Source organism: Saccharothrix sp. NBAS 001 (assembly GCF_056640475.1).
Genome location: NZ_CM153251.1, coordinates 8,614,321 through 8,631,535, shown reverse-complemented (window position 1 = coordinate 8,631,535; position 17,215 = coordinate 8,614,321). Strand labels below are relative to the sequence as shown.

The 17,215-nt window shown below is 65.6% G+C and carries 18 protein-coding genes and 1 tRNA gene; 11 read left to right on the top strand and 8 right to left on the bottom strand.

Annotation, left to right across the window (positions count from 1 at the left end):
• The first annotated feature begins 121 nt into the window (after positions 1-121).
• Positions 122-3,331 (top strand): penicillin acylase family protein, encoded by a 3,210-nt coding sequence (locus AC0HI0_RS38380; RefSeq protein WP_480928366.1) that lies wholly within the window; start codon positions 122-124, stop codon positions 3,329-3,331.
• A gap of 195 nt (positions 3,332-3,526) precedes the next feature.
• Here AC0HI0_RS38380 and AC0HI0_RS38375 read toward each other — a convergent pair whose 3' ends face one another.
• A complete protein-coding gene (locus AC0HI0_RS38375) occupies positions 3,527-4,363 on the bottom strand; it encodes a hypothetical protein (RefSeq protein ID WP_480928365.1) in 837 nt (278 codons plus the stop codon).
• 209 nt (positions 4,364-4,572) lie between these two features.
• Between AC0HI0_RS38375 and AC0HI0_RS38370 the strand changes: the two genes are divergently transcribed.
• Positions 4,573-4,645 (top strand) — tRNA-Arg (locus AC0HI0_RS38370).
• 139 nt (positions 4,646-4,784) lie between these two features.
• Entirely contained in the window at positions 4,785-6,350 is a 1,566-nt protein-coding gene (locus AC0HI0_RS38365) for a tyrosine-type recombinase/integrase (protein WP_480928364.1), read from the top strand.
• Between the two features lie 7 nt (positions 6,351-6,357).
• Here the strand turns inward: AC0HI0_RS38365 and AC0HI0_RS38360 are convergent, their stop codons facing one another.
• Positions 6,358-7,053, bottom strand: a complete 696-nt coding sequence (locus AC0HI0_RS38360) for an NUDIX hydrolase (RefSeq protein ID WP_480934484.1) — start codon at positions 7,051-7,053, stop codon at positions 6,358-6,360.
• A gap of 203 nt (positions 7,054-7,256) precedes the next feature.
• Here AC0HI0_RS38360 and AC0HI0_RS38355 point away from each other — a divergent pair, with 203 nt between their 5' ends.
• The 4 genes from AC0HI0_RS38355 to AC0HI0_RS38340 are packed head-to-tail and all read left to right on the top strand — an operon-like array spanning position 7,257 to position 8,806.
• A complete protein-coding gene (locus AC0HI0_RS38355; protein ID WP_480928363.1) occupies positions 7,257-7,634 on the top strand; it encodes a recombinase family protein in 378 nt (125 codons plus the stop codon).
• Positions 7,635-7,664: 30 nt separating this feature from the next.
• Complete coding sequence (locus AC0HI0_RS38350; protein WP_480928362.1) at positions 7,665-7,901, top strand: hypothetical protein; 237 nt, start codon at positions 7,665-7,667, stop codon at positions 7,899-7,901.
• Between the two features lie 54 nt (positions 7,902-7,955).
• Positions 7,956-8,291, top strand: coding sequence for a hypothetical protein (locus AC0HI0_RS38345; protein ID WP_480928361.1), 336 nt, complete (start codon positions 7,956-7,958; stop codon positions 8,289-8,291).
• Positions 8,288-8,806: a bifunctional DNA primase/polymerase gene (locus AC0HI0_RS38340; RefSeq protein ID WP_480928360.1), complete on the top strand. Its 519-nt coding sequence runs from the start codon at positions 8,288-8,290 to the stop codon at positions 8,804-8,806. The genes AC0HI0_RS38345 and AC0HI0_RS38340 overlap by 4 nt, the downstream gene beginning before the upstream one ends.
• 207 nt (positions 8,807-9,013) lie before the next feature.
• On the opposite strand, the gene AC0HI0_RS38335 is transcribed toward AC0HI0_RS38340, so the two are convergent.
• The 4 genes from AC0HI0_RS38335 to AC0HI0_RS38320 all read right to left on the bottom strand — a co-directional run bounded on the left by AC0HI0_RS38335 (position 9,014) and on the right by AC0HI0_RS38320 (position 12,924).
• Positions 9,014-11,128, bottom strand: coding sequence for a cell division protein FtsK (locus tag AC0HI0_RS38335; RefSeq protein WP_480934483.1), 2,115 nt, complete (start codon positions 11,126-11,128; stop codon positions 9,014-9,016).
• Between the two features lie 35 nt (positions 11,129-11,163).
• Positions 11,164-11,985 carry a hypothetical protein gene (locus AC0HI0_RS38330; RefSeq protein ID WP_480934482.1) on the bottom strand — a complete coding sequence of 274 codons (822 nt, stop codon included), beginning with the start codon at positions 11,983-11,985 and terminating at the stop codon, positions 11,164-11,166.
• Positions 11,986-11,999: 14 nt separating this feature from the next.
• The gene (locus AC0HI0_RS38325; protein ID WP_480928359.1) at positions 12,000-12,326 is read right to left on the bottom strand and encodes a hypothetical protein; all 327 of its coding nucleotides are present in this window, start codon (positions 12,324-12,326) and stop codon (positions 12,000-12,002) included.
• Positions 12,327-12,654: 328 nt separating this feature from the next.
• Complete coding sequence (locus AC0HI0_RS38320) at positions 12,655-12,924, bottom strand: helix-turn-helix domain-containing protein (RefSeq protein ID WP_480934481.1); 270 nt, start codon at positions 12,922-12,924, stop codon at positions 12,655-12,657.
• A gap of 182 nt (positions 12,925-13,106) precedes the next feature.
• Between AC0HI0_RS38320 and AC0HI0_RS38315 the strand changes: the two genes are divergently transcribed.
• The 3 genes from AC0HI0_RS38315 to AC0HI0_RS38305 all read left to right on the top strand — a co-directional run bounded on the left by AC0HI0_RS38315 (position 13,107) and on the right by AC0HI0_RS38305 (position 14,763).
• Positions 13,107-13,535, top strand: coding sequence for a helix-turn-helix domain-containing protein (locus AC0HI0_RS38315; protein WP_480928358.1), 429 nt, complete (start codon positions 13,107-13,109; stop codon positions 13,533-13,535).
• 138 nt (positions 13,536-13,673) lie between these two features.
• Positions 13,674-14,348, top strand: coding sequence for an NUDIX hydrolase (locus AC0HI0_RS38310; RefSeq protein WP_480928357.1), 675 nt, complete (start codon positions 13,674-13,676; stop codon positions 14,346-14,348).
• Positions 14,341-14,763, top strand: a complete 423-nt coding sequence (locus AC0HI0_RS38305; protein ID WP_480928356.1) for an NUDIX hydrolase — start codon at positions 14,341-14,343, stop codon at positions 14,761-14,763. The genes AC0HI0_RS38310 and AC0HI0_RS38305 overlap by 8 nt, the downstream gene beginning before the upstream one ends.
• Before the next feature lie 31 nt (positions 14,764-14,794).
• Here AC0HI0_RS38305 and AC0HI0_RS38300 read toward each other — a convergent pair whose 3' ends face one another.
• Together AC0HI0_RS38300 and AC0HI0_RS38295 are read right to left on the bottom strand one after the other, a co-directional pair.
• Positions 14,795-15,103, bottom strand: a complete 309-nt coding sequence (locus AC0HI0_RS38300) for a hypothetical protein (RefSeq protein WP_480928355.1) — start codon at positions 15,101-15,103, stop codon at positions 14,795-14,797.
• A gap of 26 nt (positions 15,104-15,129) precedes the next feature.
• Complete coding sequence (locus tag AC0HI0_RS38295) at positions 15,130-15,639, bottom strand: nucleoside-diphosphate kinase (RefSeq protein ID WP_480928354.1); 510 nt, start codon at positions 15,637-15,639, stop codon at positions 15,130-15,132.
• Positions 15,640-16,875: 1,236 nt separating this feature from the next.
• On the opposite strand from AC0HI0_RS38295, the gene AC0HI0_RS38290 reads away from it, so the two are divergent.
• A complete protein-coding gene (locus AC0HI0_RS38290) occupies positions 16,876-17,151 on the top strand; it encodes a hypothetical protein (protein ID WP_480928353.1) in 276 nt (91 codons plus the stop codon).
• Positions 17,152-17,215 lie beyond the last annotated feature (64 nt).

Sequence of the window (17,215 nt, the reverse complement as noted above, 5' to 3'; positions counted from 1 at the left end):
CACGGTCAACAGGCAACGCCCGGCGGGACCGCTCCCCGAGGCTAACGCGAAGGTCTTTCGCGAATCTGTACTTGTGAGTAACGTGCGTCACACGAACCCTGCCCGGAAGGAGCTTCGCGTCATGCGGAGAGCCGCCCACCGCAAGCCGACCCCGCGCGCGTCCGCCGCGTTCCTGGCCGTGGTCACCCTGATCGCCACGGCCGTCGCCGTCCCCGCCGCCGACGCCGCGCCCAAGACCACCGCGTTCACCCCGGACGACTACTGCCTGGGCCAGTGCCACGACGTGGTGCCGCCCGGCCAGAACGGCAACGCCACGCTCGCCGAGATCCTCGCCCACAAGGCGCTGGGCACCCGCCCGGCGCACTCCGCCGACCAGCTCGGCAAGTACGACGCCCTGGTCGCCGGCTACCCCGGCCTGACCAACGACCAGCTCGGCGCGTTCTTCGACGACGCCTCCTTCGGCGTGCCCGCGAACCAGGTGGAGAGCACGATCAAGCCGCGCGCGGACGTGACGATCATCCGCGACAAGACCCTGGGCATGCCGCACGTCTACGGCACCACCAGGTCGGGCACCGAGTTCGGCGCGGGCTACGCCGCCGCGCAGGACCGGCTGTGGCTGATGGACCTGTTCCGCCACCTCGGGCGCGGGCAGCTCAGCGGCTTCGCCGGCGGCGCCGAGGGCAACCGCGCGCTGGAGCAGAGCTTCTTCGACCAGATCCCCTACACCGAGGCCGACCTCCAGCGGCAGATCGACCAGGTCGCCGCGCAGGGGCCGCGCGGGCGGCAGGCGTCGCAGGACGTGACGGACTACGTGGCCGGCATCAACGCCTACCTGACCGCGTCGGTGAACGGCCGGTACTTCCCCGGCGAGTACGTGCTGACCGGGCACGCCGACGCCATCACCAACCGGAACGACATCCAGCCGTTCAAGACCACCGACCTGGTCGCCATCGCGGCCGTGGTCGGCGGGCTGTTCGGCGCGGGCGGCGGCGGCGAGGTGCAGAACGCCCTGGTGAAGCTGGCCGCGCAGAACAAGTACGGCGCGGAGGTCGGCGACCGGGTGTGGCGGTCGTTCCGGGAGCAGAACGACCCGGAGTCCGTGCTCACCCTGCACGACGGGCAGCGCTTCCCGTACGCGTCGACGCCCGCGTCCCCGCAGGGCGTGGCGTTGCCGGACGGTGGTGTCGTGACGCCGGAGAAGATGGTCTACGACCAGACCGCCTCCAGTCAGTCCTCTGTGGACGTACCGGCGGACCTCCGTGCGGTGCAGGGGATCTTCAAGGACGGCGTGCTGCCTCCTGACCTGCTGACCAAGAAGCACGGGATGTCGAACGCGCTGGCGGTGTCCGGTGCGCACACCGACACCGGCAACCCGATCGCCGTGTGGGGCCCGCAGACCGGCTACTTCGCGCCGCAGCTGCTGATGTTGCAGGAACTCAACGGTCCCGGCATCCGGGCGCGCGGGGTGTCGTTCGCGGGCGTGAGCATGTACGTGCAGCTCGGGCGTGGCCTGGACTACTCGTGGAGCGCGACCTCCGCCGGCCAGGACATCACCGACACCTACGCCGTCGAGCTGTGCGAACCCGACGGCAAGCCCGCGTCGGCCGCGTCGCTGCACTACCGGTTCCGCTCGGAATGCCGCGCCATGGAACGGATCGAGCGCAAGAACGCGTGGAAGTCGACGGTTGCCGACCCGACACCCGCCGGGTCGTACACGCTGGTCATGTACCGCACCGCGTACGGGCTCGTGCAGAGCCGCGCGCAGGTCGGCGGCAAGCACGTGGCGTACACGTCGCTGCGGTCGACGTACATGCACGAGGTGGACTCGATCGTCGGGTTCCAGGAGTTCAACGACCCGGACCTGATCCGCTCGGCGCAGGACTTCCAGCGCGCCGCCGAACACGTCGGGTACGCGTTCAACTGGTTCTACGCCGACGCCGCGGACACCGCGTACTTCAACTCCGGCGCGAACCCGGTGCGCGAGCCGCACGTCGACCCGAACCTGCCGATCAAGGCGGAGCAGGCCAACGAGTGGCAGGGCTGGAACCCGGACGGCAACACCGCGTCGTACGCGCCGTTCGCGCAGCACCCGAACTCGGTGAACCAGGACTACTACATCTCGTGGAACAACAAGCAGGCGCTGGACTACTCGTCGTCGGGCTACGGCAACGGATCCGTGCACCGCGGCGACCTGCTCGACGACCGGGTGCGCGCGCTGGTGACCAGCGGGCGCAAGGTGACCCGGACGTCGTTGACCCAGGCGATGGCGTCGGCCGCCGTCGCCGACCTGCGAGCCGAACAGGTGCTGCCCGAGCTGTTGCGGGTCATCGACACCGCGGCGGTGACCGACCCGGCGTTGGCGTCGGCCGTGGCGAAACTGCGTGACTGGCGGAGTTCCGGGTCGCTGCGGAAGGAGACTTCCCGTGGCAGCAAGGCATACGCGCACGCCGACGCGATCCGCCTGCTCGACGCGTGGTGGCCGTCGCTGGTGCGCGCCCAGTTCCAGCCCGGCCTGGGCGACGCGCTGTACGCGGAACTGACGCACGCCGTGCAGGTGGACGAACCGCCGTCGGACAAGCACGGAGCCGCGCCGCACAAGGGTTCTTCGTTCCAGTACGGCTGGTGGAGCTACGTCGACAAGGACCTGCGCTCGGTGCTCGGCGAGAACGTCGCCGGCCCGTTGGGCGCGAAGTACTGCGGCGGCGGGAACGTCGGCACGTGCCGCCAAGTCCTGCTGGACAGCCTCGCCCAAGCCGCGGCCGTGCCCGCGACCACCGTGTACCCGGCCGACGCGGACTGCGCGGCAGGTGACCAGTGGTGCGCCGACACCATCATCCACCGGGCCATGGGCGGCATCACCCAGGACAAGGTGCACTGGCAGAACCGCCCCACCTACCAGCAGGTCGTCCAGTTCCCGTCCCGGCGCGGGACGAGCCTGGCCAACCTCGCGTCCGGCGCGACGGCGAGCGCGAGCAGCCACGAACGCGGCTGGTACGACTCGCCGCCCGCCAACGCCGTGGACGGCAGGCCGGACACCAGGTGGGCCAGCGACTGGAGCGATGCCCAGTGGATCCAGGTCGACCTCGGCTCGTCGCGGACCGTCGGCCGGGTGGTGCTGAGCTGGGAAGCGGCCCACGCCAAGGCATACCGGATCGAAGTGTCGCCCGACGGCGCGAACTGGCGTGAAGTTTTCACGACAACCGCGGGCGACGGCGGCCAGGACGTGGTTTCCTTCACTCCAACCGCCGCGCGATTCGTACGAATGACCGGTATCCAACGCGCCACGAGTTACGGATACTCGCTGTACGAGCTTGAGGTCTACGGGACGTAGACCGGTCCGCAGGAAGACCCCGATCCACCCCCAGGGATCGGGGTCTTCCGCTTTTTCGCGCGGTTTCCCGTTTCCCCAGAAGAAGTTTCGGCGGAAACCTTTGAACGGTGGCCATTCCGCACCGTCCCCTGTGGACTCCGGCCGGGGGTGCGACCGCGCGCCCCGACCGAAGTCCAACCGACAGCGGAACTCCCGTCAGGGCAGCGGCTTGGCCCCGTTCTGGTGCGGCAACCCGACCTGCTCGGCGAACTCCGTGGCGACCGAGGCACCGCCGTAGATGCCCAGCGCCTTGGCCAGGTGCAGGCGCAGGTCCGTGCGGTGGCCGTCGGACAGGCGCGGCAGGGCGCTCTCGAAACTGGTCACCAGCGTCTCGGCCCAGTGCTGGTCGCGGCGCAGCGAGGCGATCCGGACGAGTTCGGCGAGCTGCTGCGCCAGCCCGATCGCCTGCTCGACCTGGTAGCCGTTGCGGTGCAACCACCAGATGGTCGCCGTGGAGAGGTCGGTCAGCACCTCGTCGCGCAGGTACCGGATCTCCGCGCGCTCGGCGTCCCGTTCCGCTTGGCGGACCGTGGTCGTCTGGAGCAGCTCGATGTGCTTGCGCGCCATCTCGAGTTCGGTGTCGTCCACCGAGATCTCGACCCCTTCGGCCCGCGCCCAGACGTGCGTGCCCTCCACCTGCCGCTCGGCCGCCAGCTCGTCGCCGAGCTGGTGCTGCAACGGCGCGTGGTGCACCAGCATGGCCCGCTCGGTGACCGCTTTGGCGCGCCGGACGATGTCGTTGATGGCGGCGCTGCGCGGCACGTTGTGCCGGGCGCCGGTGGTCAGGTCCAGCCGCCAGTGCACGGTGAACCGGGCCCGGAAGTCCAGCCCGTACACGGCGCTGGGCAAGGGTGTCTCGAACGCCTGCTGGTGCGACGAGGAAGGCGGCTCGAAGGTGAACTCCTCCGCCCGCCGCACCCACCGACGCCGCCACCAGGCCCCCATCGCACCCAGGGGTCCGGGCCGGAAGTCCGGCCAAGGTCTACCGCTCATGGAAAGTCTTCCGCCGAGTTCGGGACAGGTGCCTCCCTCACTACCCGAACCCCCAACGAGTGTGAAGGTGACCCACACCACTTCCCCCAACAGCGCAAACCCAACCCCCCACCCACCCCGAAAAAGCGACGCACCGCAACCACACCCGCCCACCAGGTAACCCACCCACCCCACCCCCGGCGCGCCGGACCCGGTAGTCTCCCCGGAGCGCCCTCGTAGCTCAGGGGATAGAGCATCGGTTTCCTAAACCGTGTGTCGCAGGTTCGAATCCTGCCGGGGGCACTCACCTTTCGCCGGGTGATGCAGAGCCTCTGACCTCGTAAAACAGGTCAGAGGCTCTTGCTTTTAGTCGCCGCTGAGGTCGATCACCCGCCGTGGTCGTGGGGCTACACGTGGTGCGAGTCCGGCGTAGCTTGGCCCCATGAGCACCGCGAAGGCAGGCAAGAAGCCCCGCGAGCGGGGCGAGATCGAGGAACTTCCCAGCGGCTCCCTGCGAGTCAAGGTCTACGCGGGCATTGACCCACTGTCCGGCCGCAGGCACTACCTGACCGAAACCGTCCCTCCCGGCAAGAGCGCCCGGAAGACAGCAGAGAAGGTGCGCACAAGGTTCATCAACCAGGTTGACGAGCAACGGAATCCGAAGACCAAGGCCAACGTCAACCGGCTCATGGACCGGTACTTGGAACTGCTGGACGTCGGCACCAACACCCGCAAGAGCTACACCGGGTACATCAACAACCACGTGCGACCGCTGCTCGGTGAGCTACAGGTCGGCAGACTCGACGGCGAAATCCTGGACTCGTTCTATGCAGCGCTCCGCAGGTGTCGGGCGCACTGCGATGGCACGCCATACATCCAACACAGGGTGAAGCGCGAACACATGTGCACCGAGAAGTGCCGGCCCCACAAGTGCAAGGGGCTGGCCACGTCGTCCATTCGTCAAGTGCACTGGTGCCTGAGCGGAGCACTGAAACGAGCGGTCCGCTGGCACTGGATCAGCGTCAATCCTCTGGATCAGGCAGAGTCCCCCAAGGCCGTGCAGTCCAACCCCAACCCACCGACACCGGCGCAGGCTGCCGAGATCATCAACAAGTCGTTCAGCGACCTGTCGTGGGGCGTGATGCTCTGGGTTGCAATGGTCACCGGTGTGCGACGTGGAGAGCTATGCGCGTTGCGATGGGACTTCCTCGACCTCGACTCTGCCGTTCTTTCGATCAAGACCAGCATCGGCCAGGATGGCAAGACGACTTGGGAGAAGGACACCAAGACCCACCAGCAGCGGCGCATCGCACTGGATGATGCGACCGTGACTCTGTTGAGGGCCTATCGGCGGAACTGCGAGGAAACCGCAGCGGAGTTGGGCAAGCGGGTACGCGTCGACGGGAGGATCTTCTCACCAGATGTGGACCATGGCACCTGGCGCAAGCCCGACTCCGTGTCGCAGCGCTACCGCCGCATGTGCGCCAAACTCGGCTGGGACATGAGCATCCAAGAACTCCGGCACTACTCGGCCACCGAACTCATCTCCAGCGGCGCTGACGTGCGCACCGTGGCCGGACGCCTAGGACACGGCGGCGGTGGCTCAACGACCCTGCGGGTCTACTCGGCTTGGGTGTCCGAAGCCGACCAGCGAGCCGCAGGGAACTTGAGCGCCCGGATGCCGGATCTGCCAATCGCCATCACCAAGGATGGAACGACCACTACAACAATCGAGGCCGAGACGAACAACCCCTATCAGCAGATCGCCGCCGATCTGCGCGGTGCTATCTCATGTGGAGCGCTGCGGAAGGGCGATCCACTGCCGACCGTCAAAGAACTCGCAGCCCGGTACGCCGTGGTTGTCAGCACCGCCCACCGCGCAATTTCTGAACTGAAGTCAGAGAAGCTTGTCGTAGCAAGCCGAGGCAGGCGCACGGTCGTGGCGGACCCGACAAAATCCGGTGCCGACGGTGCGGAGGTTGTCGAACTCCACCCGAAACACGCCTGATCCACAGTCAAGCAATGGATAGTTCGAGCGCATCCAACACTGGAGGGTAGATCCGACCGGCCGGAATCAGCCTTGCCAACTCGACCTTGCCCACCCAGGCGACGTCCACGTTCTCATACACGTCGACGTTCTTCGCGATACCGCCGACGTAGTCGCACAGAACGTAGTCACATAGCACATTGGTTGCCGGATGCAGCCGACTGCCCAATATGCCGCGCACTACGCACTGAACGTCCGTCTCCCCCATCGTCTCGCGAACGGCCACGACTTCCGAGGTTGCTCCAGGCTTGACCATTCCGGCCGGAAACTGCCAAGCGGTGTCCGCACCGACTCCCGAGTCTCCTCTGCGTCGCACTACGAGCACATCCGTGCCCCTGAGAACTACGGCAATGGCCACTCGCAATGTATGCCCTTCACCCGACTGTTCCGGAATGGGCGGGGACAGCAAATCGTTGATGTTCATCCGAAAGATGCTCTCCAACAGTCGCGCCGTAGCCGGCAGAACGCGAACCGGCCTACCGTCCTTGAAACGGCCCGCCACCAACCGCTGAAGGTTCCGCACGCTCAGCGTGCCGGACTGCTGATGCTGTCGCGAGAACTCTTCCGCATACTCTGCGAACTCCTCGAAGGTCATCCGACGCGCACGGATCTGTTGCTCCAACACCGTGCGGCCGAGCGAGTTCGCGGCACTCGTCCCGTACATCACCAAGCCTCCCTGCCCGCCCGTGTCGCCTCCGTGGCGTCTCCGTGGCGTGTCCCTGTCCTGGTCACCGCAGCCGGATCAATATCAGACTTGATTTCATTCTGACACAGGCCACCAAGCAGGTGGCCATCCGCACTGCTGGTGGTGGGCACTGCTACGTGATCGCGCACCGCCAACGACCTCCCCAGACCTAGGGAGTTGATGTGACCACGACGGCAGGCTCTATAGATCATCCGACAACGTCGCCCGACTCACCGATTGTGGTGGTGTACGGCTACGTCAGCGCCTCAGTGCCAGACGAAGACCTGTTGTCCGACCAACACGGGCGGTTGGCACAGTTCTGCGCCGACAACGGTTACCTGCTCGGTGGGACGTTCACCGATCGAGGAGTTCGGGCCGATCAGGCGAAGCGTCCGGGCCTTGGCGGCCTGCTGGACGTCCTCACTCTCGCCGGCTCATACGGCGTTGTGGTGCTCGATCTCGACCACTTCCCGAGCGAGAAACCTGCTCAGGCCGTTGTGCAGCAGGCGATCCGACGCATCGGCTCCGAAGTGATCGTTATCGGCGAGGTCGTTGCGTAGCCCCGCTGCTCACAGCCGAAGGGGATCACGGTGGACACGGACGATGCTTCCGGCTTCGCGGCCGAACTGATCGAAGCCAACACCGACTTGACGAACTACCTCGTCGCTTCCCTCGCCGCAGGCAATCGCTGGCCTGATCGGACGTTCACCCCGGCTGACGAAGAACGGATCGGCGGTCGGTTGATCAGGCTCGGCGTGACGTTGCGTAGACGCGCCCGGAGCCGCAGCAGCCGAACTCAACCTCCAGGTGAGCCCAACTCGTCCTAGTTCGTGGCTGATACAGGCCGCCCGAAGTCTGTCCAAATAGGAAGGAAGGCAACCATGACATCGGTAATCGCCGATGAGATGCCCGAGCCCGACGGTTCACCCCCGTTCTCCGAGGCAGAGTTCGAGGTGTTGATTCGGGAACTGCTGACGGACGATCCGCCTCGGTTGTTCGCAGTCGTAGAGGAGTTCGGGGAGCGCGAGGATGCCCATGTGGGTGCGTGGGGCTTGGCGTTCCCGGACCACGCGGAGGTGGTCACCGTCGAAGGCACGCTCCGCATGGGGGTGCAGTCACCGGACAGTGCCTTGCGCTACTTCATGGCCCCAGACGTCACCGCCCGCGTGGTGTGGGTCGATAGCTCGGGTGACAACTCGACCGGGGTGCCCCGATGACCAGCGGGCTGGAGTGCGCGCTGGCCTGTGTCGAGCGTGGGTGGCCTGTGGTCCCCGGTGCCCTGTGGCACAACGACAACTACATGGACCCGGTGTTCGGCCGTGAGCGCGAGTCGTTGGCGTTGTGCCCGGCGGACATGGCTGTCAACGATGAGGAGTCGGTGCGTCGATGGTGGCCGGTGCTGCCCAGTCGACTGATGCGTTCGACTCTGGTTGTGACTGCGGCGAACCTGGTTGCCGTGGCGCTGGAGTTGAAACGCGCGCAACGCATCGTCCTGCGCGAGGCGTTCCAGGCTGACCCGACGCCGGTCGTGACGGTTCCGGCCTTCGAGCACCAAGCCGTGTTCCTGCTGTCCTCATCGCGCGGGTTGAGCGGTGAGGAGGTGCTACCGATCGGTTCCACGGTGCCGCTGCCACCATCGGTGATCGAGGGCCGCGAGGTGTCGTGGTTGTCGCCGATGGCCAAGTGTGAGGCGTTGATGGCCGGTGAGCAGTTGGCGCTCCTGATGACGTGAGCACGCCGGCCGGTGCCGTGACGGCTTCGTGTGGGCCACACCTCGCTCAGAGGTGCGGCCCACACGAGTTTCAAGCCCCCGTGAGACGGGCTACCCGTCACCCGTCACACCCGTCACAATAGGACGTTCCCGCAGGTAGAACCCAACTTCAAGGTTGTCACACCCGGTGTGACGGGTCGGAGTCGATGGGACGGGTGCGGTGACGGGTCAACGATCATCCTCGACAGCTACGTCCGGGGTCGTCCGGTACCTCGTGACTGCCTCTCGAATCTCGGCCACGAGGTAGCCGCGCACCTGCCTGACGCCTACCTCCGTCGTCACCCGGTCACGTGTTGGCCTGCATCCCAGTTCGCCCATCTGCAAGCCGAACGCGGTCACCTCTGCATCCAACTCCGCGACCAGTTCTGAGGTCGGGACGAAGTCACGTCCACCGGGCTGAAGATCCTCTCCGAGGTAGGCCACGACGGATGCCAGTGGTTCGGGCAACTCTGGTTCCGCTGCCCGTTCGGCTACCGCACCGATCACCCGCGCCGCCGTCGTACGGTCGATCACGGGCAGAGTTGCGTAGCCGGCCGCGTTCCCGGTGAGGGTCCCTTCTGCCTGACGAAGTGCCCGGCCTCGGCGACAGATCACGCGCCAATCCTCGTTCGGCATGTAGTAGGTGCGCACGGTCGTCGCGAGCACATCGGAGCCGGCGGCGCTTTCCCCGTCAGGGCGGAGGATGCCAACCCCCTTGTGAGAGGCCAACAGTCGGCTGCTGTCGTAGCCTCGCGTGTTCATCTGTTCGCCCAGGACGATGTTGCTGTCCCTCCAGTCCATGACGCGCAGGGCGAAGCGGGAGCCCATCACAGCCCGCAGGCCACTGGGGATGGTCTTGCTGTCCGGGCGCTGGGTAGCGAGCACAAGCACGATGCCGGCGGCAGGCCCCTTGCGGGCAAGCCAGGTCAGCAACTCGCCCACGTACTCCCCCGCCGTGATCCGCTTGCCTTGGACCTCCAACGCCGTCCGATCTTCCAGAGGTACCTGCACCTCATCAATGACAACGGCTGTCACCGGCATGTCCAGGTTCGGATCACGGGCCATGCTCGGCGTGATCTTCGACTCCGGACAGACCTCGTCGTCCAACTCCTGCATCCGTCGATATCTGCCTTGGACCTCACCGACCAGTTCCACCAACCAGTCCACAAGCGCCAAGACGTGTTCGGGTTCGTCGCCGGACATGAACCGGTGCGCAACCTGTCCCGAGGCGTACCAGTCCTTACCGGCCTTGAAGTCCGCGATGTACAGCCGGGTGAACGGGTCGAGGATCAGCCCCGCAACCGCCAGGCGAGCAGCGAAAGTCTTGCCCTGCCTCGGAATCGCGCCTACGAGCAACGACGTCCACACCAACGGCAGGTCCACTGGGCGCTGACGTGCATCACGCCCGAACGGCACCGGCTGCCACGCATCCCAACGCTGCGCTGTCAGCAGTGGTGTCCGCTGCGGAGCAGCGCCGTACGGGTCATCGTCGGCCACCCACAGCGCGACTCGTCCAGCGTGGCCACCGCGCCCACGTACCCGTTCAACGATGAGCTGGACCTCATCGACGGCCAACGCAGAGGCCAACGCCTCACGGTTCTTGACTACGTCGGTCGCCTTCCGCGTCGCCGGTAGGTCGACCGTCACCGCCCAGCCGTCCCCCTGCCTGGTCGTCCGCTCGACCAGTCGCAGGACCTCGTCCTTCCCGATCAGCTTCGCGTCCCGGAACGCGTCCACGAGCACCTGCGGGTCCATCGTCCACGTGAGCGCGCGCGGGCCGGCCAGCACCGCCTTTCGACCAGGCGAACCGTCCTTGCGGCGGCCAAGTACCGCCAACCCGACAGCCGCGACACCACCCGCGAACCACAGCACCTGATGCCCGTACACGAGATCGAGCATGGACACCACCACGCCGGTACCAGTGCCGGTGGCTCCAGTGACCTTCCACCGGAACAAGGTCAGCTCCCGGATGTCACGGAATTTGTCCGCCAACTTCTCGGATGCCTCGGCGGCCTGGCGGTAATCGGCTACTCGCACCCACGACCGCCACCACCGGAGCGCAACCATCAACCCACGGACGACAGCCCTCAGAAGCCGGAACGGAGAACGTGCCGCACCTACGATCAGATCCTTGGTCGCCCGGCCAGCAGCTCGCCGCGACTTCAACGCCGCTGGCACACGCGGTGAACGGGTCCACCAACCCATGGCACGCGCCCACCTCCCAGTCTGTGAACGTGCCGGTAGGTCGTTCACGAGTTCACCCTCAAGAACGGCGTTCGCCACCCCTCCCGACGTCACCGGCACCGGCCACGAGGCGCGCTCGGCCTCTCCCGACTCGCTCACGGCTCACCCCCGCCGTTATCCACCTGACGAGCCAACGTGGACGCCAGGCGAGAAGACAGGCCACGTGAGCAGCCAGTGACCTCACGGACCCACGCTGGGGTCACCTCGACCGAAGGTGCCCACGCGGAGCGCGCAGCTTCCAAGTACTCAGCGAACGACGTCCGGCTGCGGGCCGGTACCCGCCTGGTGGCCTTGGAGCGTGGTCGTTCATGAACCTGTCCGCTTACCCTCGGCACCTCCGCAACTTCCTGCGGCTCCTCCGGGCCTGCCTCGGTGAACGCTGCGGCCACAGCTTCCGTCAGCTTGTCCCGCAGATCAGTGACCGCTTCCGCAGCCACGAACACGACCAGCGGCGGCACGGAGTGCAGAACGATCCCGGACAGCGACCCGGCCGCGTACGACGCCCAGGTGTTCATGACGTACGTGGCCGCCAGCGTGAACCACTTCGCCCGACGCACCCACGGTCCTGTCCGCACCTGATACCGGGCCGTCACCTGTTCCGCCCGCAGGATCGCCAACAGCACGAGCGACACCGTCGGATCGAGCAACCACGCGGCCAACCACGGCAGCGACCAAGCCACCGAGTCTCCGGCCGCGAAGTGCTGAACGTTAGTCATCGTGAACCCAAGCCCAAGGACGATGCCGGCCCAGCACAGCCGGTCGACCTGAGTCCGCACCCGTTCGACCCTGAACGCCACCACGTCCGGCCGCGCCTGGTGCTCACGCAGCACCGCCGCTGTAGCGGCCTCCCGCGCCAACCGCTTCACGTCGTCCGCGTGGGTGGCGGGTGGCTGCCCGAAGGCGACCACCCTTCCCACACCCTTCGGGGTGTTCACCGTCGACCACCCCTGCGACCTGTGTTGGACACTGCCGTCACGGTCAGCGCCCGGGCAAGGGCGTAGGCCGCGAACAGCGCAGGCAGCCCCAACGCCACCCACAACCAGGTGGACTCCTGGCCATAGATGATCACGATCCACTGCGCACCCACGATGCCTGCGGCCATTGCCAGCACCCGCCCGGTCAACAACAGGCCAGCGCCTGACCGTGCCGCATCCCTCGTGGCCTTGGCACGACGCGAACCACCACGCCAAACGATCACCAAGACCACCAGCGCACCCACACCCGCCAACACATGGGTGGCGTTCAGCTCGACCGTCATGTCAACGGCCCCTTCTCCCCACCCATCCGTCCACGACGGGCCAACCACATCCGGTGCAGCTCTTGGAAGTCCTCATCGGACAACCCACTGCACACCCCACCGCTGTACGGACCTGGCGTGCGCAACTCCAACTCCAGGCACGCCCGCCACGCCGGGCACCTAACCTCCGACGGCACCAACTCGTCTTGCACGGGTTCCGGTTCGACCACCGGTCCGTAGAGCCACAAGCACTCAGCACCCCGGACGACGATCTCCAAGACAACGTCATCCGGTACCAGCGCCAAACGATCCAGGTCAGCGGCCAACGCCTCAAAGCGATCGGGCAGGTTCACCACGACGCACCGCCGGTCACCTGGTCGAACTCACGAGTCGCGCGACGCTCGGCAGCGATCCGGGCAGGGTCGACCAACCCGCCGGTCTCGGCCGCCTGCTCAAGCAACCTGTCGAGCGCGATGGCGGGTACGACGTAACGGGTCCGCAGTCGGATCGCCGGGAACTCGCCATCGCGGATCACTCGGTAGAGCGTGGATGGAGCGACACGGAGAATCCGTGCGGCTTCCCTGACTGTGTAGAACGCCGGTTTTGCGTTCTCAGGCATGTCATTCATGGCTGTTGGGGTCCTAACCGTGCGACCGAAGGTCTAATTTCAGGCGACTATTTGGGCTGATTTCATCCCAACTCGGCACGCGAAAGGCCAAAACCGCTGCATGCTGCGTGTTCCCAGGTCAGCGGAAATGCGCCGCGCTACGCTCGACATTCAGGCGGAGCGCGGAGGAGCACGTGACCGGAGACTGGGCGGCGGTCGCACAGGCGATCAACCAGCGCATGGCCGAACTGGACATCAGCCAGCGCGAACTCACCGACCGGTCCGGCGTGTCCAAGGCCATCGTCGGAGAACTCCAGAACAACAGCACTCAGCGCCGAAGAAGCCGGCGAACACTTGAGGCGCTGTCGACTGCACTCGACTGGCACGCAGGCCATCTGTCCGCAGTACTCGCGGGCCACCTGCCACCCAGGCAGGGCGAACCGACACCACGGAGCACGGACGATCTCCCCGGCCGCCTGGCCGTGGTCGAACACCAGCTCCGCGAGATCCGCCAGAAGCTCGAAGGCTTGGACGCGATGAGCGATCGAGTCGACCAGCTCAACGAAAACGTCGCCAAAATGCTTGCCTACGTCGAGTCGAATCTCAACCGGCCGAGCCGCTGAGGGGTTCTGATGGCTGCTGCTTCTCATGCCAAGAAGTCAACGCCGAGCAGCCCGAACCAACCATGCACTTCTGATGCAGGTCCAGTGCACCACCAATGCACTTCCACTGCATGTCACGCCTTCGAGAGGGCGTGACCCATGGACATGGCGCAAGGGTGGACCGGCCGCACCGCCTGCGCACTCCAGGCCGCACTACGCGAGAGCAACGAATCGTTTGCAAGCCGCCTGGGCGTTTCCGCACGTGCGGTCGCGAACTGGCATGAGAAGCCTGCTCTTACCCCCAGAGCGGAGATGCAGCAACTCCTTGACCGCACGCTAGAGACCGCCACAGAGGCCGAACGATCAAGGTTCGCAGCGTTGATTGCCACCGTCCACCAAACTCTAGCCGGACCGACTTCGCACGCGGGGTCGAGTTATGCGCTTCGGGTTGCAGTAGCGGTAGTACTCAAGGACAACGAAGTCCTGATTGTCCAACGTCGGGGCGAAGATGGGCGCGGCATTCTCTGGCAGTTCCCCGCAGGAATGGTGAAGCCAGGAAGTTCGCCGGAAGCCGTCGCAATCCAAGAAACTCTCGGCGAGACAGGCGTCCACTGTGCAATCGTCCGCAACCTCGGGAGCCGACTTCATCCCATCACCCACGTGTACTGTGACTACTTGCTCTGCGAGTACCTGGGTGGCGATGCACAGAACTTGGACGTAGTGGAGAACGTCAGCGTCACTTGGACCACAAGCGACCGACTGACTCGCTTCATCCCAACCGAACGAATCTACCCACCAATATTGCAAGCTATAGAGGAGTTGACCAATGAGTGACCAAACGCCCGATACTTCACGCCCGTCCATCGCCGCCGCCATCATCACGCAGAATGGCCGCGTGCTCATGGTCCGGCGTCGTGTTTCAGAGGGCAGTCTCTCGTGGCAATTCCCGGCAGGCGAGGTCGAACCGGGCGAATCAGGTGTCGAGGCTGCGGCCCGAGAAGCCCACGAAGAGACCGGCGTAACAGTGGATGGCGGAACCCTGCTCGGCGAACGAGTTCACCCGAAGACTGGCCGAAAGATGATCTATGCAGCTTTCGCCCAGGTTACCGGTGACGCGCGAGTCGTCGACGATGAAGAACTCGACTCCCTAGCATGGGTAGCCAGCGATGAACTGACGAAGTACGTTCCCTACGGCCTCTTCGAGCCTGTACAGGAGCACCTGAACCGCACACTCCAGTCACAGCAGTAGCATCGAGCCGCGCATAAAGCTGGGAACCTAGTCACGTCAAAACATCAGAGAGGCGCTGGCGCACAACATCCGAGTGGAGCAGTTCAGGCAGCGGTACGCCACCGACTGAACTTCGCGTGCTTACCACCTCATCGACTGCTGCTGACGAAAGCGCGTCCAGTAGTTCAATCGAGACGACTGCCCACGCCTTCGCGAGGTCGAATCTCCGGACGCCGGACACATCGTTGTTCCGATAGCAAAAGGCCAACGCATAGGCAGTTTCAGCAGCGACACGCTTGTCGGCTCTCAACTCCAGCGAGAACGCTGCCTGCAACTCCTCGACCAAGACGGCAGCGTTCACCGGTTCACCCACGGCAACTGACTCGATCAGTATGCATACCCTTCCACAAGAGTTGAATAGTCGAACTGCTCGGGGCCATCGAACCAGAGTGCTACTTCGTATGCAGCCTCATCAGGGTTGCCGGAGGCATGAACGAGGTTCATCACGGCCTTACCGGCCGCTTCGGAGGAAGCCTTGGTTTGATGGGCAAACGTCCCTCGGATTGTGCCGGGCTCGGCCACTCCAGGAAAGGTTCCACCGATCAACTTACGCACTTCTGCCACAGCATCTACACCTTCGAGTACCAGTGCAATCACCGGGCCGCTCTGCATGAAGTCAGCCGTGACCCTGTAGACCTCTTCGCCTGCCCGCTCCGCCAGGTCGAAGTAGTGCTTCTTCGTGAACTCTGCGTCCAGAAGTCTCATCTTGATTCCGACAATCTTCAAAGCAGAGTCCTCGAAGCGGGCAATAATGCGGCCCGTGAGCCCACGGGCGACCGCGTCGGGCTTCAGCAGGACAAGAGTCCGCTCAATACCGAAACCTGGCACCTCAGCCACAACCCACCCCTTCCGCAATCTGCCGTTGCCGACACTGCCGACGATCTTCCGCCAACAACCGGAAGGTATCCGGTACGTGGCTGCCCGCAACTTGAGTGCACTGTGGACAGTCCAGCGACCGGGCAAGATCATTTGATGGGTGTGGTGCGGTTCGTGGTGCGAACTGTGGCGCAACCGTGACCACAGGCGTCATGGTGCGAACGGATGACGACCTATACACGCAGGTAGACGCCTTGCAGACGGCGGATAGAAGCATTCCTAAACCGTGTGTCGCAGGTTCGAATCCTGCCGGGGGCACTCACCTTTCGCCGGGTGAATCAGGCCCTGAGCAGCGGAAACGCGCTCAGGGCCTGTACTTTTCCACGTCCGGCTGCGGCCGACCGTGACGCGGCTGGTGGCGGGCGTTCCCGCCCACCGGCTGCCCGAGTCCCGCCCCGTGCCCGGGGCTGCCGCACGGCCTCCACGATCTTGCGCTCGCAGCACGATCCACGCCGCGTCGATCAGCGGACCACCCGCGCGGGCGGGGAAGACACTTCGCCGGTGGGGACGCCACCCGCCGGAGGATGCGAAACGGCCGGGCGCGCCCGCCCGGGGTCGAGGGCGGAGGCCGCGAAGGGGTCGCGTCGGTGACCAGCGAGGTGCCCGACGCGCCACGACCGGCTGTCGCCGCCGCGATCATCGCGCGGGACGTCCGCGTCCTGGCCGGCAGATCATCAGCGCGGGCGAGAAGCTCGGGATACCTCTTACCTGCGTGGAGTCCGATGTGGACCCTGCGCGTCGAAGATCGCTATTCCACGTCGGTCGATATCGCTCGTGATCACGGGTCGACCTACCGGTGGGTGGCGCAATCCGGTGGGCGGTGGGGACTTCTGCGGGCGTGGGGGCGAGTGGGGTCTAAAGAGGACAATTGACAGATTCGCGGCGTGCTGGTTCAGTGATTGACGTACTGGGGTGGGGGGTGAAAGGCCACTCGCGGCGCGATGAGGGGCGCGTGCGCGATTGATCTGCTGTGTCGCGTCTCGGCATGTGCCGCGTGCTACGGCTTCTTACCTCTTCGCCGTTAACCCGCTTGGGTGAATTTTCGGAGGGGGCACCGGAAAAATGGCACTACGTTCGCTGTCCAGGTCTTTCGCGTCGCGGAAGGCGCTGGGCTGGATCGGGGTTCTCGGGCTTACCGTGGGCGGCCTGGCCGTGTCGGTCGCGCCTGGTTGGTCGGCTGAGGCGCAGGCTTGCGGCGTGTCCGCCAATGCGCCTTACCAGGAGTTCGGATTCGTCAAGGGGCAGGTCAACCGCGGTGGCTGCGGGGACAACGTCGACCTCCAGTCCTGGCTTTTCGCGGACATCTCCTTCTGGCCGGACCCCAATATCGGCTACGGCTCGGCCCGGCTGGTCAACGGGTCGGTGACCGGCGCCGGTCCGTGTGACCGGGAAGGCCGGGAGAACTACTACAACCAGGCTCGCACCGACACCGGGCAGCAGTCCGGGGAGAGCCAGCGCCGGTTGTTGTGCTGATCTGCCGGAACAGGTGGTGGCGAGTGCTCCGGCACTCCCACCACTAGGCTGTCACGGGGGAGAA

Excerpts from the sequence above, each read along its gene's own strand:
- AC0HI0_RS38380 (WP_480928366.1), top strand. The coding sequence starts at position 122 with ATGCGGAGAGCCGCCCACCGCAAGCCGACCCCGCGCGCGTCCGCCGCG.
- AC0HI0_RS38375 (WP_480928365.1), bottom strand. The coding sequence starts at position 4,363 with ATGAGCGGTAGACCTTGGCCGGACTTCCGGCCCGGACCCCTGGGTGCG.
- AC0HI0_RS38365 (WP_480928364.1), top strand. The coding sequence starts at position 4,785 with ATGAGCACCGCGAAGGCAGGCAAGAAGCCCCGCGAGCGGGGCGAGATC.
- AC0HI0_RS38360 (WP_480934484.1), bottom strand. The coding sequence starts at position 7,053 with ATGTACGGGACGAGTGCCGCGAACTCGCTCGGCCGCACGGTGTTGGAG.
- AC0HI0_RS38345 (WP_480928361.1), top strand. The coding sequence starts at position 7,956 with ATGACATCGGTAATCGCCGATGAGATGCCCGAGCCCGACGGTTCACCC.
- AC0HI0_RS38340 (WP_480928360.1), top strand. The coding sequence starts at position 8,288 with ATGACCAGCGGGCTGGAGTGCGCGCTGGCCTGTGTCGAGCGTGGGTGG.
- AC0HI0_RS38325 (WP_480928359.1), bottom strand. The coding sequence starts at position 12,326 with ATGACGGTCGAGCTGAACGCCACCCATGTGTTGGCGGGTGTGGGTGCG.
- AC0HI0_RS38320 (WP_480934481.1), bottom strand. The coding sequence starts at position 12,924 with ATGCCTGAGAACGCAAAACCGGCGTTCTACACAGTCAGGGAAGCCGCA.
- AC0HI0_RS38310 (WP_480928357.1), top strand. The coding sequence starts at position 13,674 with ATGGACATGGCGCAAGGGTGGACCGGCCGCACCGCCTGCGCACTCCAG.
- AC0HI0_RS38305 (WP_480928356.1), top strand. The coding sequence starts at position 14,341 with ATGAGTGACCAAACGCCCGATACTTCACGCCCGTCCATCGCCGCCGCC.